This is a genomic window from Pseudomonas sp. SWRI154 (assembly GCF_014268645.1).
In the GTDB taxonomy this organism is placed as follows: Bacteria; Pseudomonadota; Gammaproteobacteria; order Pseudomonadales; family Pseudomonadaceae; genus Aquipseudomonas; species Aquipseudomonas marvdashtae.
Genome location: NZ_JABWQW010000005.1, coordinates 63,889 through 80,127, shown reverse-complemented (window position 1 = coordinate 80,127; position 16,239 = coordinate 63,889). Strand labels below are relative to the sequence as shown.

The following is a 16,239-nucleotide window of genomic DNA, read 5'->3' as shown; positions in this document are numbered from 1 at the left end:
CGTTCTCAAGCCAGTGCTCCTTTTAACGAAGGGGCCTGCTTGTGGCGCGAGGGTTTATCTCCTCGCCACAAGCGCAAGGCACGCAGTCCTGCGTGCACCGCATCACCGTATCCGTCTTCTGCAGGAGCAACTATGACCCGTCCAAACAAAACCACGCCGCCGCCCGTTATCGAGGCTTCGCGGATTCGTGAGGGGCTGCCGTTTCCGCTCGGCGCGACCTGGGATGGCCTCGGGGTCAATTTCGCGTTGTTCTCAGCCAACGCCACCAAGGTCGAACTGTGCATCTTCGACGACACCGGCGAGGTCGAACTTGAACGTATCGAGCTGCCGGAATATACCGACGAGATTTACCACGGCTATCTGCCCGATGCCCATCCGGGCATGATCTACGGCTATCGGGTCCATGGTCCATACGATCCGGAGAACGGCCATCGCTTCAACCCCAACAAATTGCTGATCGACCCATACGCCAAACAATTGGTCGGGGAGCTTAAGTGGTCCGAGGCGCTGTTTGGCTACACCATTGGCCACCCCGACGGCGACCTCAGTTTCGATGAACGAGACAGCGCGCCCTTCGTGCCAAAGTGCAAAGTCATCGACCCGGCGCATACCTGGGGGCACGACCATCGGGTCAGCGTGCCGTGGGACAAGACCATCCTCTACGAAACCCATGTGCGCGGCATCACCATGCGCCATCCCTCGGTGCCTGAGAACCTGCGTGGCACGTTCGGCGGCCTGATGGTCGATGATGTCCTGGAGCACATTCGCAAGCTGGGCGTTTCCTCGGTGGAGTTGATGCCTATCCATGCCTTCGTCAACGACCAGCATCTGCTGCACAAGGGCATGACCAACTATTGGGGCTACAACAGCATCGCCTTCTTCGCCCCGGACCCGCGCTACCTGGCCAGCGGCAAGATCGCCGAATTCAAGGAAATGGTCGCGCACATGCACGAGGCCAACCTGGAAGTCATTCTGGACGTGGTCTACAACCACACCGCCGAAGGCAACGAACAGGGCCCGACCCTGTCCATGCGCGGCATCGACAACGCTTCGTACTACCGGCTGATGCCCGACGACAAACGCTACTACATCAACGACTCCGGCACCGGCAACACCTTGGACCTGAGCCATCCCTGCGTCCTGCAGATGGTCACCGATTCCCTGCGCTATTGGGCCACGGAAATGCACGTGGACGGGTTCCGCTTCGACCTGGCGACTATCTTGGGCCGATATCATGATGGCTTCGACGAACGTCACAGCTTCCTCGTCGCCTGTCGGCAGGACCCGGTATTGCGCCAGGTAAAAATGATCGCAGAACCCTGGGACTGTGGCCCCGGAGGCTATCAAGTAGGAGGCTTCCCGCCTGGCTGGGCCGAATGGAACGACAAGTTCCGCGATACCGTGCGCGCCTTCTGGAAAGGCGATGACGGCCAGCTAGCCGACTTCGCCAGCCGCATGACCGCTTCGGGCGAAATGTTCAACCAGCGCGGTCGTCGTCCTTATTCCTCAGTGAATTTCGTGACTGCCCACGACGGGTTTACCCTGCATGACCTGGTGTCATACAACGACAAGCACAACGAAGCCAACGACGAAAACAACCAGGACGGCAGCAACAATAATCTGTCGTGGAATCACGGCGTAGAAGGTCCGACGGACGATCCGCAGATCAATGCACTGCGCCATCGGCAGATGCGCAACTTCTTCGCGACTTTGCTGTTGGCCCAAGGCACGCCGATGATCGTCGCTGGCGACGAGTTCGCTCGTACCCAACACGGCAACAACAACGCCTATTGCCAGGACAGCGAGATCGGCTGGGTCAATTGGGACCTGAGCGAGGATGGCGAGGCACTGCTCAAGTTCGTCAAGCGTCTGATCAAGTTGCGCCTGTCTTACCCGATCCTGCGGCGCGGGCGATTCCTGGTGGGCAATTACAACGAGGACATCGGCGTCAAGGACGTCACCTGGCTGGCCCCGGACGGCAGCGAGATGACCGTTGAACAATGGCAAGACGGCCAAGGCCGCTGCCTGGGTATGTTGATGGACGGACGCGCCCAGGAAACCGGCATCCGTCGCAAGGGTGCCGACGCGACGTTGCTGCTGGTGGTCAATGCCCATCATGACATCGTCAACTTCCGCCTGCCGGAAGTGCCCGAAGGCAGTTTCTGGACGTGCATGGTGGACACCAACCAACCGGCTGTACGTGGGCAGGAGCGTTTCGATTTCGAGTCGGAATATTCTGTAACCGGGCGCTCGTTGCTGTTGTTCGAACTTCAACGTGAAGAAGAGGATTGAGGTCGGCTCAACCACTTGCACAGGGAGAGGATCGCAAGGACGCGCTCCTCTACCGCGCATAATGCAGCTAGAACAAAAAATAACGGTTCAGATACACATTCCGACGCGACGAAACCGCCAGCATGGTCAATACTTCGCCTGCGGTAGATTCCAGGACTGGAAGCATCGCGAATCACAGCCAGGCCCTTACGGACCACAGCGGGCGGCAGGCCCGATGCATGGCTGCAAGATTGGACATGACAAGGACGTACCTCATGAAACCCGCCTCTCGCTTGCAAGGCCGGCATCACCCGCAGATATGGAACAGCGCGCCACAACTGGCCGACATTCCCATCATCAGTACCCAGACCCTCATTCCCCAAGGTGCCCGCGCGGTCATCCTTGCCCCGCACCCTGGCGATGAAGTGGGTGCCTGTGGCGGGCTGCTCCAGCTGTTGAGCAACCTGGACCAACCCATGTTGCTGATCTCAGTCACCGACGGCAGTCTCAGCCACCCCGGCTCGCCATTGTGGTCCGATGAACGACTGCGCACGTTCCGTCCGCACCCCCAGGAAAGCGTGGACGCCCTGCATCGCCTGGGCGTGCCTTCCCATGGCCTGCAATGGGTACGTGCCGGTTTCCCGGAAAAAAGCCTGGACGAGCATGAAGCACAGCTCGCCGCGTTCATCGGCCATCACCTGCGGCCAGGCGACGTAGTCTTCAGCACTTGGCGCATGGATGGCGACAGGGATCACGACACGGTCGGCCGCGCCGGAGCCTTGGCCGCGGAAAAGATCGGCGCGGTGTTCAATGAACTGCCCGTGTGGGCCTGGCATTGGCCGGTTCGCGAACAGAACAAGATACCCTGGCATCGGGCTCGCAAGTTGCGCCTGGACGTCTGGACCACCGCGCGCAAGCGCCACGCCATGCACGCTTATGCCAGTCAGCTCAGCGGTGAACCCGCCAGCGGCATTGCACCGCTGGTACCGCGGGTGATCCTTGAGCGCATGGGCATGCCGTATGAGATTGTTTTCATCTGATCGTTGAAATTTGCGGGACTTGACTCCTGAGTTGATTCCGCTGTTCCAGTCGCCCGTGATGCCATGCCACCAAGAATTCCGGAACTGCCGCAGCCGCCATCAGTCGCATGAACAGATACGTCTGACGCAGGAGTGAACGTGACTCGCGATCCCGACTGGCGGGCCCAGGAACCACTGTCGCTGGAGATGCCAGCGACGGTTCATCGGTTGCGCGTGCTGACAGTGAATACCCACAAGGGCTTTACCGCCCTCAACCGTCGTTTCATCTTGCCCGAACTGCGTGAAGCGGTGCGCAGTACAGGGGCCGACCTGGTTTTCCTGCAGGAGGTCCTTGGCGAACATGATCGACATGCCTCGCGCTATGACAATTGGCCGCAGACCTCACAATACGAATTCCTGGCCGACAGCATGTGGAGCGATTTTGCCTACGGGCGGAACGCGGTTTACCCCGACGGCCACCATGGCAACGCACTGCTTTCCAAATACCCTATCCGTCAGTTCCGCAATCTCGACGTGTCGATTACCGGTCCGGAGCGGCGTGGATTGTTGCATTGTGTGCTTGACGTGCCAGGCCACGCCGAAGTCCATGGGATCTGCGTGCACCTGAGCCTGCTGGAAAGTCATCGCCAGCTGCAACTCAAGCTGCTCTGCAAGCTACTCGACTCGTTGCCCGAAGACGCCCCGGTGATCATCGCCGGCGATTTCAATGATTGGCAATTGCGCGGCAACATCACGCTCGCTCGTCGTCAATACCTGCACGAAGCCTTCGAACACCATCATGGCCGTCCCGCTCGGACCTACCCTGCCCGTTTCCCGCTGCTACGCCTGGACCGCATTTATCTGCGCAACGCCACCAGCCACGCGCCACAAATCCTCGGCAACAAGCCCTGGACACACCTGAGCGATCATCTGCCGCTGTCGGTGGAAGTGCATCTGTGATCGCGGATATCGGCAAAGCGACCTGTAAGATCTGACAGTAGCGACGCTCTTCATTCATTGCTAGCGTGCCTTGCATACAGCGAGCGTTGCCGGGTCCTGTGTGCCATCTGTCGCGCAACCACTGCTGAAACCGGCATGCCAGGGATGCTGATGCAGAGGGATAGCACATGATTCGGCGCGATCAGGGCTTCAATCGGTTGTTCAATGTTTTGTGGGTAGCGGCTCCGTTGCTGCTACCTGTCTCTTCCGCCATGGCCGCTTGCACGCTGACACCCACGGCAGGTAATGACACCTACGTGTGCGACAGCAGCACCAGTGCCGTCGGGCTCACGGACCTGTCGGGCGATAACACGCTGACAGTCGAAGGCACCGGCGTCATTCAAGGAGACGTTGTCTTCGACGCTGGGAACGACACTGTCAGGATCAATGCCAACGGCGTGATCGACGGAGACGTCCAACAAGGTTCGGAAGCCGACGTGTTTGTGATGAGCGGTGGCAGGATCCTGTCCATCTCCCAAGGCGACGGCCTCGATCAATTCACGATGACCGGCGGGACCATTGTCGATGCGTTCGAAGACGGCGACATCGCCCAAATGAGCGGCGGCACCATTGGCAGGGTCGACATGAAGCTCGATGACAACGTTTTCGATATGTCGGGCGGGCGAATCGAAGGAAACCTCGTTGCCGGTTTCGGCAACGACACGATCATTGTGTCTGACGGATTCATCGGCGGAAATATCAGCATCAGCGGTGGCAATGACAACGTTACCGTCAGCGGTGGAATCATTGGCGGCGAGGTCCGTACCAGCAATGGCAATGATCGATTCCAATGGAGCGGTGGCCTCATTCGCTCAGCCATCCTGCTGGGCGCCGGCACCGACACCGCGCTGGTGCAGAATCTCACCGAAGCAGGGCTGGCTGCCACCCCAAGCCTGAACGGTGGCCTGGGCCAGGACGTTTTAACGTTCGAGGGCAGCACCTCCGGTACCGGCGCCCGCTACGCCAATTGGGAAACGCTCAATCTGACCCAAGGCTCACGCCTGGATCTGGCCGACACACTGGTGCTGGGTGACAGCGCTACAGGCACCGGCGTGTTCAATATCGACAGCAGCAGCGTGTTGACATCGACCCAAGGCGTCATCGCTCCATTGACCGCAGGCCAGATGACCACGCTGAACAATGCCGGGGCGATCGATCTCAGCGATGGCAATACCCGCACCAATGACACCCTCACCGTGCAGGGCAATTACGTCGGCAATAGCGGCCAGTTACGCCTGCAAACGGTGCTCGGGGCCGATGACTCCCCCAGCGACAAGTTGGTGGTCAACGGCGGCACGCTCACCGGCAGCACCGCCATCACCGTGACCAACCTTGGAGGCGCAGGCGGCCTGACCACCCAGGACGGCATCGAGCTGGTCCAGGCCCAAGGCGGAGCTGTCAGCGACAGCAATGCCTTTTCATTGGCGCAATCGGTCTCTGCCGGTGCGTTCGATTATCGTCTGTTCAAGGGCGGCGTGTCCGACAATGCCAACAATTGGTATCTGCGCTCCACTGTAGTAGCAGGCCCGATCGCGGCCCCCAGCCCAACGTTACCGGCCCTGCCTGTCGCCGTACCCGGTGCCGCGCCGATTCCACTGTATCGCCCGGAAGTTCCCACCTGGTCAGTGTTGCCCCCCGCCGCGGCACAACTGACCCTGATGGCCTTGGGCACGTTTCATGATCGCCAGGGCGACCAACGCCTGCTGACCGAAACCGGGGCGTTCGGCGCGGGCTGGGGCCGAGCCTACGGCAAGGACCTCGACCAGACCTGGGCCGGGACGGTTGCGCCGCGGTTCGACGGCTCAATCAAAGGTTTCCAGGTAGGCAACGACCTATACGCCGCGCCGACCTCTGGCGGCCAGACCCAGCGTATCGGGTTCTTTGTCGGTCATACCGAATTGAACGGCAATGTCGACGGTTTCAATCTGGGTTTCGAAGGCCGACGCGCCGGCAAGATCGAACTCGACGGCGACAGCTATGGGCTGTACTGGACCCTGATCGATCCCTCCGGCGGGTATGTCGATGCGGTAGTCATGGGCACCCGGTTGAATGGCGACAGCCGCTCCGATCGCGGCGTCAAAATCGACAATCGCGGGCACGCCCTGACCTTGTCGGCGGAGGCCGGTTATCCGTTTGCGGTGGGGCGCGACTGGGTGCTCGAACCCCAGGCGCAGATCATTCATCAGAAAATATCCCTGGACACCCAGGACGACGGTATTTCAAAGGTCGAATTCGATTCCGACAGCGCCTGGACCGGTCGCTTGGGCGCGCGGCTCAAGGGGCGCTACCAGGTCAGCAATATGCCGGTTGAGCCTTATCTGCGGGCCAATCTCTGGCACACCTTCTCCGGCACCGATACGGTGACATTCGACGACACGCAACGGATCGAGACCGAACAACGCGCTTCCACCGCCGATGTAGGCGCGGGCGTTATCGTCAGCGTGGCGCCCAAGGTCAGTGCCTACGCCGGCGTGGACTACAGCAACAACCTCGACAGCAACCAGCAACGCGGCGTGGCCGGCAATATTGGCCTGCGGATCAGTTGGTGAGCCCTGGCGATCCTGCGATAGAGGGGCCCGCGTCCAAACGAATGGCAGGACCATCGGCCCCTACCACTTAAAAAACACCTCCATTAAGGCGTATAACGCTAAAAGCGATATACGCCTGAAGCTGCAGCCCATGGCTCATTTCATTGATGGAGTAACGACATGACCACAGCCAACCTCCTCGCGACCCTATTCCCAAGCGCCGCCGATGTTCCGCAGGCCTACCGTCTCGACGGGCAGGTCGAGCAACGTGAATACCTGGTCGATGGTGTCCTGAGAACCTGGCAAGGTCCGCTGGCCACGGTGCGCAGCCCGGTGTACCTGGCAGGTCCACATGGCGATGAACAAGTGATTCTCGGCAGCACGCCATTACTCGATGCCGAAACTGCGCTGACCGCCCTCGACGCGGCTGTCCGCGCCTATGATCGCGGCCAGGGCCAATGGCCGACGATGCGTGTCGCTGAGCGTATCCGCCATGTCGAAACCTTCCTGGCGCGCATGCGCGAACAGCGCGAGTCGGTGGTCAAGCTGCTGATGTGGGAGATCGGCAAGAACCTCAAGGATTCCCAGAAAGAATTCGACCGCACCTGCGATTACATCGTCGACACCATCGATGCCCTCAAGGAGCTTGATCGGCGCTCCAGTCGGTTCGAACTGGAACAGGATACGCTCGGGCAGATTCGCCGCGTCCCCTTGGGCGTCGCCCTGTGCATGGGCCCCTACAATTATCCACTGAATGAAACCTTCACCACGCTGATCCCCGCACTGATCATGGGCAATACCGTGGTGTTCAAGCCGGCCAAGCTTGGCGTATTGCTGATACGTCCATTGTTGGAAGCTTTTCGCGACAGCTTCCCGGCGGGCGTGATCAACGTCATCTACGGCAGCGGCCGGGAGACGGTCAGCGCGCTGATGGCCAGCGGTAAAATCGACATCTTCGCCTTCATTGGCACCAACAAGGCCGCCAGCGACCTGAAGAAACTCCATCCGCGCCCGCACCGCCTGCGTGCCGCGCTGGGGCTGGACGCGAAAAACCCCGGCCTGGTGCTGCGGGACGTCGATCTCGACAACGCTGTCAGCGAAGCCCTGACCGGTTCGTTGTCATTCAACGGCCAGCGCTGCACGGCACTGAAGATCCTGTTTGTCCATGAGGACGTCGCCCCGGCGTTCATCGAGAAATTCAACGCCAGGCTCGGCGCGTTGAAACCGGGTATGCCCTGGGAAGACGGCGTGGCGCTGACGCCTTTGCCCGAGGCCGGCAAGGTCGATTACCTGCATTCGCTGGTGGCCGACGCAATCGCCAAGGGCGCAGGCATCATGAACGCACACGGTGCTGAATCCAGGGCTTCGTTTTTCTACCCGGCTGTGCTCTATCCCGTGAATACCGCAATGCGCGTCTACCATGAAGAGCAGTTTGGCCCGGTCGTGCCCATCGTGCCGTACCGCGACCTCAACACCGTGGTCGATTACGTACTCGAGTCCGACTTCGGCCAGCAACTGAGCATTTTCGGCACCAACCCGGCCGAAGTCGGCAAACTGGTGGACACGTTCGCCAACCAGGTCGGGCGCATCAACATCAACGCCCAGTGCCAACGCGGCCCGGACACGTTCCCGTTCAATGGCCGGAAAAACTCGGCCGAGGGCACGTTGTCGGTGCACGATGCATTGCGTACCTTCTCGATCCGCACGCTGGTGGCAACCAAATTCCAGGAAAGCAACAAGGCACTGATCAGCGACATCATCCGGGAACGGGACTCGAACTTCCTGACCACCGACTACATCTTCTGACACCGATGGCCGGTTACGGCAGGGCTGGACGGCGCCACTTGATGCTCCAGCCCTGCTGCATGCCGGCAGCCGCCAGCAGAATCGCCGCCACACCCAGCCATTGCAGCGGTTCGAGGCGATGGCCGAAGGCAAACCAGTCGACGAAGATCGCTGCGATCGGGTAGATGAAGGACAGTGCGCCCGTCACCGCAGTCGGCAAGCGCTGGATCGCGCTGTACAACAGCACATACATTACGCCAGTGTGAATCATCCCAAGGGTCAGCAGGCTGGCCCAAGCCTCGGGTTGCTGTGGCAAGGCCGAGAAATTCGCCCACGGCGCCAGCAGCAATATCCCGGTGCTGACCTGGATCAGCGCGATCAGATGGGGCGGCGTGCCGGTCAGGCGCTTGATGATCAACGCCGCAACGGCATACAGAAAGGCCGCGCCCAATGCCAGGGCGATACCCACCAGATAGTTTCCGCCCCCCTGCCCTTGCTCACCGTGGGCACTGACGATGGCCAACATTCCGAGAAACGAAACCGCCAACCAGAACAGTTTTTGCGCGGTGATCTTCTCGCCCAGGAACAGCGCCGCCAACCCCACCAACATGAACGGCTGGACGTTGTACACGGCCGTACCGATGGCAATCGAAGCGTGGGAGTACGAAGCGAATAACAACACCCAGTTCCCCACGATCGCTACGCCGCTGAGCACCGCGAGCAGGAAAGTCGTCCGTGTCAGCAGATCCCGGCGCAAGAAACCAAAACCGGCGCAAATCAACAGCAACGTGCCAGCGCCAAATACGCAGCGCCAGAACACTACATCCAGCACCGGAACACCCGAGACCAGCACGAACCAGCCTATGGTTCCGGAAATCAGCATGGCGGCGGTCATTTCGAGCGAACCGCGGCGTAAGGTCTTGTCCATCTTCAGGCTCCTCCAGTCAGTGCGCACAGTATGCCGAGCCGCCGGGCTGCTTCTCCATGGCTTGAAAAAGGCTAAACTGCGTTTCGACCTTTTTTATCAAGGCCACTTGCGATTTTTGCCTAACGGAGCAGAAATGACTGACGATATCGACCAGATCCTCATCGGCGCCCTGATGGAAGACTCCCGGCGTTCGCTCAAGAACTTGGCAAACCTCAGCGGCCTGTCCTCACCCAGCGTCGCCGAGCGCCTGCGCCGACTCGAAGAGCGCGGCGTGCTCAAGGGTTATACGGTTGAGGTCGACCCAAAGAGCTTTGGCTATCAGCTCCAGGCTATCGTGCGCATCCGCCCGTTACCGGGGCAGTTGCAGGAAGTGGAGCGACAAATCCAGGCCATCGGCGAATTTACTGAATGCGACAAGGTGACGGGTGAGGATTGTTTCATCGCTCGTCTGCATGTGCGTTCGATGGAACAGTTGGATGTCTTGTTGGACAAGCTCAATGTTCATGCCGAGACCAATACGGCCATTGTCAAGAAGACGCCGGTGAAGCGGCGTTTGCCGCCCATGGCACCGACAAATCCCTAAAACAATCTTCGAGAAATTCGACACACACCTGCAGCTTGGCCGACTGACTAAGCCGGGTCGGATACACCGCCCAGACATTCGCGCTTTGCGAATACTCGGGCAGCACCTGGACCAGACGCCCCTGGTCCAGCATGGACCTGACGTCCCACATCGAGCGCAACAGGATGCCGCCGCCACTCAAGGCCCACTCCAGAACGATCTCACCGCTGTTGGACGACAACGGGCCGCCGACGCGCACCGTTTCCTCTTGGCCATTTTTAGTCAGTGTCCAGATGCCGAAGGCGTTGTTGCGCTCCTTGAGCACCAGGCAATCATGCGTCTTGAGGTCGTCCAGCGAGCGCGGCTCGCCCCGTCGCTCCAGGTAACCGGGGCTTGCGCAAAGCACCCGCCGATTACTCGCCAACTTGCGGCCAAGGTGTTGATCCGGCAAGTCATCGCCCACGCGGATTTCCAGGTCGAACCCCTCGCCGACGATATCGACGACACGGTCGAACACGTCCAGGCGGATATCGAGCCTGGGATAGGTCTGGGACAGTTTGCCGATGGCCGGGGCAACGTGATTGCGGCCAAAGCCAAGGCTGCTGCAAATGTGCAACGACCCGGTGGGTTGATGACGTGCCTGGGCGATATCGCCGACAAACTCATCGAAGTCACCCAAGAGTTTTTCGGCCCATACCTGCACACGCTCACCGTCGTCGGTCAACGCGATGCGCCGTGTCGTGCGGTGCAGCAGCTTGGTGGACAGGGTCGCTTCAAGGACTGAGATGCGCTTGCTGATATAGGCCGGTGAAAAGCCCAACTCTTGCGCCGCGCTTGCAAAGCCGTTCTTGCGAATGACCGTCAGAAAGACTTTCAAATCCTCTGGCAACGGAAATTGATCACGATGCGTGTTCATATACCCAATGGCAACGCTATTCTTCCCAGATTTCGCGAAGAATAGCATTGAACCCACTTGGATCAACCGCCGTATTTTTGCAATAACTTCAAGGTCACTCCGTTGGTCCAGCCGAAGCCGTCCTGCAATTCATACTCACCGCCTCCGCCACCGTCGCCTTGCCCGGATAGGTCGTACTTCTCGACCAGCTTGTCCTCTTTGCCATAAAGCGCTTGGACCTGCTGCAAGAAGCCATTGCCAATCTGCCTGGCCAGCTCGGTTTGCCCATATCGCTCGAGCCCTTCGACTGCCACCCACTGCAACGGCGCCCAGCCATTGGGTTCGTCCCACTGCTGACCGTTGTTGACCTGGGTGGTGGCAATGCCGCCCGGACGCAACAAGCCTTCACGCACCGCATCGGCCGTACGATTGGCACGCTCGGCGGAGGCCAGGCCGCTGTAGAGCGGGAAAAGCGTTGCAGCGGTGAGCGCCGGGCGTTGCCGGTTCCGCTGCCAATCGTAGTCGACGTAGTAACCGCCTTCGGCGTTCCATAGATGCGTTTCGATGGCCCGTTGACGCTGGACGGCGCGCTGGCCGTAGGCATGGGTGCACGGCGAGTTCTGGATGGTTTCACAGGCCTTGGCGATGGTGCGTTCCAAGTGATACATCAGGCTGTTCAAATCCACCGGGGCAATAGATGTAGTGCGGATTGTGGCCAGGTTCTTGTCGTCGTCCAACCAGCGCGAACTGAAATCCCAGCCGCTCTCGGCGCCGGCGCGCAGGTCGCGCCAGACTTCCTGCCGCGGCCTGTCGGGCGCCTGTCCGGCGGTCTTGAGATCCTGCAACCAGGACTCCTGCCGAGGCGTCGCGCTGGCGTCCCAATACCGATTGAGCACGCTGCCATCGGCGAGCTTGACCACGTGTTTCCCGGCCTCGCCGGCCTTGAGCGCTTGCGCACCGGCCATCCAATAGGCGTATTCCTTCTGCAATTGGGGAAGGTAGCGCCCGTAGGCCTGATCGCCTTCGATGTGCGCTTGCAGTTCCACCATGTAGGCGAAAAAAGGCGGCTGTGATCGGCTCAAGTAGTAGGTGCGATTGCCATTGGGGATGTGGCCATAGGTGTCGATCATGTAGGCGAAATTGTCGGTCATCTGGCGAATCTGCGCGTTCTTACCGCTTCGCTCCAACCCCAGCATGGTGAAATACGAGTCCCAGTAATACATTTCCCGGAAACGTCCACCCGGGACCACATATGGCTGCGGCAACGGCAGCAGGCTGCTGTATCGGGGGACTTGGGAATAGGTTCGGCTGAGCACGGGCCAGAGGTTGTCGATATGCTCTTTGATCGGCGCCCCGGGTTGCGACGCCGGGCTTTGCGCTTGGCCGGATTCGATGAAGTTGTCTTTCACGAACTCGTTGAGGTCGAAGTCGGCGCTGTCGCGACGGGCCAGGTAATCGGCGCGGATCTGCGAAGGGTCGCGCTTGGGCAGCGCATCGACGAAGTGCTTCTGGTCAGTGAAAATCTGCTCATGCTGTACGGCTTCGAACAGCTCGGGGTAGATCTGGTCGGGCGGCAGGTTGGCCCGATCCCGGGCGTCTGCATAACCCCACATGGCGGGAGGTTGGCTTGAACAAGCCGTGCACAGCACGGCGGCAAGGGACAGGCTGGCGAGATAAACAGGACGCATCCGAGGCTCCATGGTTTTGTCATTCCTTTCAGAAATAACTGACCGGAAAGGATGAGCCTCGGTTCACTTGAACTTCCTTTCCTCACCCCGACGGAACCCCGCTTTGTGCACTGCTCTCTATCGCAGAACCAACAGAGCGGAGGTATGGACCATGATCCACCCAGCAACCGGCATGAAGCCCGGCGAGCGCTACGTCATCGAGGACCTTGAGCGCGCGCCGCATTTCCCTGGTTTTATCCTCGATGGAAAATACTACCTGGGCCCTGAGCTGAACACAGCGGTGGGCTGGCTCGACGGCCAACGTTTCATCTACGACCAGCTCGACCCGACGGGCGAGCCGGTGTACCCCAATCGGGTCGCCGGCACGATTGAAGACCTGACATTGATCATGGCCGACGGTGTGCGTCTGAAACTTGCGCCCATCCACGCCGAGACCAACAGGCCCTCCCAACAACCCAAGGATCGCGCCGATCCCGCCCAGGGATCCAAGGCATCCCCCTTGGCGGAAAAACTCGTGGTCATCACCGGAGCGTCCAGCGGGATCGGCCGCGCAGCCGCCCAGGCGTTTGCCCGGCAAGGCGCGCGTCTGGTCCTGGCGGCACGCGATCGTGTCGCGCTCGCTGAGGTGGTCAACGAATGCCAGGCACAAGGTGCCACTGCGTTGGCGGTGTGCACCGACGTCACCCGTGGCGAGCAGATGCAGGCCTTGGCGGCCGAGGCCGCGACGTTCGGTGATGGTCGCATCGACATCTGGATCAACAACGCCGGCGTGGGCGCGGTGGGCAGTTTCGAGCAGACACCGCTCGATGTGCATGAACAGGTTCTGCAAACCGACTTGCTCGGCTACCTGCGTGGAGCCTATGTCGCCTGGCCCTATTTCAAGGCGCAAAAGCGCGGCATCCTGATCAATACGCTGTCGTTGGGCAGTTGGGTCGCGCAGCCGTATGCCGCGGCCTATTCAGCCAGCAAATACGGGTTGCGGGGTTTGTCCGAAGCGTTGCGCGGTGAATTGGGCGAACACCCGGATATCCACGTTTGCGATATCTATCCTGCTGTCATCGATACACCTGGCTTTCGCGACGGCGCCAACTTCACCGGGCATGCTCTCAAGCCACCGCCTCCGGTCTATGATCCGCAGCGGGTCGCCGCAGCGATGGTCAACTGCGCGCTCAACCCCAAGCCCAGCACCACCGTCGGCAGCGCGGCGATACTCGCCAGAGCGGCGCATTTCCTGCTGCCGGGATTCCCGCAGCTCTCCGGCTGGCTGACACGCCGGAGCCTGGACCGCAGCCCGCCGTTAGCTTCGTCTACGGGCAACCTGTTCGCCCCACCCAGCGGCCAGCGGCGTATAGAGGGCGGCTGGCGCAAACCCGCACGGCGGCCGACACCCTTGCTGGTGGCGGGCGCGGCGCTGTTGATTGGCGGTTGTCTGGTGGCGTTGGGCCGGGAGCGTGGTCGGGGGTAACGGGACCACTTCACCTGCTGTGAGCTGAAGCGCTGGAAAAAATGGGGCCATGGCGTAATGCTGTTCAATCAAGGCAATCGACAAACCCGTGGCGAGGGAGCTTGCTCCCGCTGGGCCGCGAAGCGGCCCTAAAACCTGCCAAATGCGGAACATCAGACACACCGCATCAGCCGGCTTACGACTGCTTCGCAGCCGAGCGGGAGCAAGCTCCCTCACCACGGGTCGTCATTCTCCTTAAATGAACCGCATTGGGGCCATGGCGAGGGGTTGACTCCATCGCCACGGTCTTTCAGAAAGACCTGAGCGGACTGCAACTCAGGCGATGTGCAACGCCCTTCCCTTGGTCTCTGCCAGGGCATTGTTCAAAGCCGTCTGGAACAGCTCGACCAACATATCGATTTCAGCGACCTGAATGATCAACGGGGGTAGGAATCGCACGACGGCCCCATGGCGCCCGCCAAGTTCGAGGATGACCCCCAGACGCAGGCATTGACGCTGAATGGCCTGGGCCAGCGCCGAATCCGCCGGGGGCACACGACTGTCGCTCGGCGTGTCACTGACGATTTCCACGCCCACCATGAGCCCACGGCCGCGCACTTGGCCCAGACAAGGGTAACCGCCCTGCAGCTGACGCAGCTGTTCCATCAGGCGTTGGCCCATGAGGTCGGCATGCCCTGGCAGGTCTTCGCTGATGATATGGCGCAACGTCGCGGCTCCCGCGGCCATCGCCATCTGATTGCCACGAAACGTGCCGGCATGGGCACCGGGTTTCCAGGTGTCCAGCTCTTCGCGATACACCATCACCGCCAGTGGCAGCCCGCCGCCGATGGCTTTGGAAAGTACAAGAATGTCCGGTTCAATGTCGGCATGCTGGAAGGCAAACAGTTTGCCGGTACGCCCCAGGCCGGTCTGCACTTCATCGATGATCAGTGCGACGCCATGCTTGCGGGTCAATTGACGCAAGCCCTGGAGCCAGCGTACCGGTGCCGGAATCACCCCGCCCTCGCCTTGCACGACTTCCACGACTACCGCCGCGGGCGGCAACACACCGGACTCCGGGTCGCTCAACAGCTGTTCGATAAAATGCAGGCCGGCATCGACACCGGCTTCACCGCCGATACCGAATGGACAGCGGTAGTCATAGGGATATGGCAAGAACTGCACGTCGGCCATCAGAGAACCCAGCGCCTGTTTCGGCCCCAGGTTGCCCATCAGGCTCAGTGTCCCGAGGGTCATGCCATGATAGCCGCCGGAGAACGTCAGGATCGGCTTGCGCCCGGTGGCGATTCTCGCCAGCTTCAAGGCCGCCTCGATGCCATCGGCACCGGTCGGTCCGCAAAACTGGATGCGCGCGTGACGAGCAAAATTTTCCGGCAATGCGTTGAACAGGTCCTCGACGAAACGATCCTTGACCGGTGTCGTCAAGTCCAGGGTGTGCAGGGGCAAGCCAGAATCGAGTGTCTGGCGCATGGCCGCGATGGCCGCCGGATGGTTATGACCCAGCGCCAATGTCCCCGCGCCAGCGAGGCAGTCCATGAACAATTGGCCTTGGGTATCACGCACATATAGACCATGGGCTTCTTGCAAGGCCAACGGAATGCGCCGCGGGTAGGAACGAGCATTCGACTCCCGGGCCGCCTGGCGTTGCAGATACGGGTTGGTGTTCAGTTCACGCGGCGCTTGTTGGCGGAACTGCTCCAGCGTGAAGGTTGCGCTGGAGGATGAACGGGGCTGGACACTTTCCATTTTGACTCCCTGAGTAACCACTCGGTTGTGGGCGATCAGCCCTGTCCTTGTACCTGCATGGCCTGACGCAGGCTTAGCGGGCGCATGTCAGTCCAGACTTTCTCGATATAAGCCAGGCACTCTTCCTTGCTGCCCTGCATGTCCACGGTGCGCCAGCCGTCGGGGACGCTGCGGTAGTCCGGCCATATCGAGTACTGCTCTTCTTCATTGACTACAACCAGAAACCGCGTATCCGGGCTATCCAAACTCATTGCTTGCTCCTTGATTGGCATGGCGGGAAAGGTCGCTACGATACAATACTAATGGTAGCGATTCTCATTAATATTTTAAAAATCTTACGTTGCTCGCATATT

Annotated in this window: 12 protein-coding genes; 7 read left to right on the top strand and 5 right to left on the bottom strand. The window is 60.4% G+C overall.

Annotated elements, in window-relative coordinates; translation table 11 throughout:
• Nucleotides 1-132 precede the first annotated feature (132 nt).
• The 5 genes from glgX to HU806_RS06480 all read left to right on the top strand — a co-directional run bounded on the left by glgX (nucleotide 133) and on the right by HU806_RS06480 (nucleotide 8,623).
• A complete protein-coding gene (gene glgX / locus HU806_RS06500; protein WP_186610603.1) occupies nucleotides 133-2,292 on the top strand; it encodes a glycogen debranching protein GlgX in 2,160 nt (719 codons plus the stop codon).
• Between the two features lie 254 nt (nucleotides 2,293-2,546).
• On the top strand, nucleotides 2,547-3,311 hold the full coding sequence (locus tag HU806_RS06495) for a PIG-L deacetylase family protein (protein WP_186610602.1): 765 nt from the start codon (nucleotides 2,547-2,549) through the stop codon (nucleotides 3,309-3,311).
• A gap of 186 nt (nucleotides 3,312-3,497) precedes the next feature.
• Nucleotides 3,498-4,250: an endonuclease/exonuclease/phosphatase family protein gene (locus HU806_RS06490; protein ID WP_186610730.1), complete on the top strand. Its 753-nt coding sequence runs from the start codon at nucleotides 3,498-3,500 to the stop codon at nucleotides 4,248-4,250.
• A gap of 167 nt (nucleotides 4,251-4,417) precedes the next feature.
• Nucleotides 4,418-6,838: an autotransporter family protein gene (locus tag HU806_RS06485; RefSeq protein WP_186610601.1), complete on the top strand. Its 2,421-nt coding sequence runs from the start codon at nucleotides 4,418-4,420 to the stop codon at nucleotides 6,836-6,838.
• Nucleotides 6,839-6,997: 159 nt separating this feature from the next.
• Nucleotides 6,998-8,623 carry an NADP-dependent glyceraldehyde-3-phosphate dehydrogenase gene (locus HU806_RS06480; RefSeq protein ID WP_186610600.1) on the top strand — a complete coding sequence of 542 codons (1,626 nt, stop codon included), beginning with the start codon at nucleotides 6,998-7,000 and terminating at the stop codon, nucleotides 8,621-8,623.
• Nucleotides 8,624-8,636: 13 nt separating this feature from the next.
• Here the strand turns inward: HU806_RS06480 and HU806_RS06475 are convergent, their stop codons facing one another.
• A complete protein-coding gene (locus HU806_RS06475; protein WP_186610599.1) occupies nucleotides 8,637-9,530 on the bottom strand; it encodes a DMT family transporter in 894 nt (297 codons plus the stop codon).
• A gap of 133 nt (nucleotides 9,531-9,663) precedes the next feature.
• On the opposite strand from HU806_RS06475, the gene HU806_RS06470 reads away from it, so the two are divergent.
• Entirely contained in the window at nucleotides 9,664-10,113 is a 450-nt protein-coding gene (locus tag HU806_RS06470) for an Lrp/AsnC family transcriptional regulator (RefSeq protein WP_186610598.1), read from the top strand.
• Here HU806_RS06470 and HU806_RS06465 read toward each other — a convergent pair.
• Together HU806_RS06465 and treA are read right to left on the bottom strand one after the other, a co-directional pair.
• Complete coding sequence (locus HU806_RS06465; protein WP_186610597.1) at nucleotides 10,058-11,008, bottom strand: LysR substrate-binding domain-containing protein; 951 nt, start codon at nucleotides 11,006-11,008, stop codon at nucleotides 10,058-10,060. The genes HU806_RS06470 and HU806_RS06465 overlap by 56 nt on opposite strands.
• Before the next feature lie 62 nt (nucleotides 11,009-11,070).
• Nucleotides 11,071-12,675 carry an alpha,alpha-trehalase TreA gene (gene treA, locus HU806_RS06460; protein ID WP_186610596.1) on the bottom strand — a complete coding sequence of 535 codons (1,605 nt, stop codon included), beginning with the start codon at nucleotides 12,673-12,675 and terminating at the stop codon, nucleotides 11,071-11,073.
• A gap of 151 nt (nucleotides 12,676-12,826) precedes the next feature.
• On the opposite strand from treA, the gene HU806_RS06455 reads away from it, so the two are divergent.
• Nucleotides 12,827-14,140 (top strand): SDR family oxidoreductase, encoded by a 1,314-nt coding sequence (locus HU806_RS06455; RefSeq protein ID WP_186610595.1) that lies wholly within the window; start codon nucleotides 12,827-12,829, stop codon nucleotides 14,138-14,140.
• A gap of 315 nt (nucleotides 14,141-14,455) precedes the next feature.
• Here HU806_RS06455 and HU806_RS06450 read toward each other — a convergent pair whose 3' ends face one another.
• Both HU806_RS06450 and HU806_RS06445 read right to left on the bottom strand, forming a co-directional pair.
• Nucleotides 14,456-15,886 carry a diaminobutyrate--2-oxoglutarate transaminase gene (locus HU806_RS06450; RefSeq protein WP_186610594.1) on the bottom strand — a complete coding sequence of 477 codons (1,431 nt, stop codon included), beginning with the start codon at nucleotides 15,884-15,886 and terminating at the stop codon, nucleotides 14,456-14,458.
• A 35-nt stretch (nucleotides 15,887-15,921) separates the two neighbouring features.
• The gene (locus HU806_RS06445) at nucleotides 15,922-16,137 is read right to left on the bottom strand and encodes an MbtH family protein (RefSeq protein ID WP_186610593.1); all 216 of its coding nucleotides are present in this window, start codon (nucleotides 16,135-16,137) and stop codon (nucleotides 15,922-15,924) included.
• Nucleotides 16,138-16,239 lie beyond the last annotated feature (102 nt).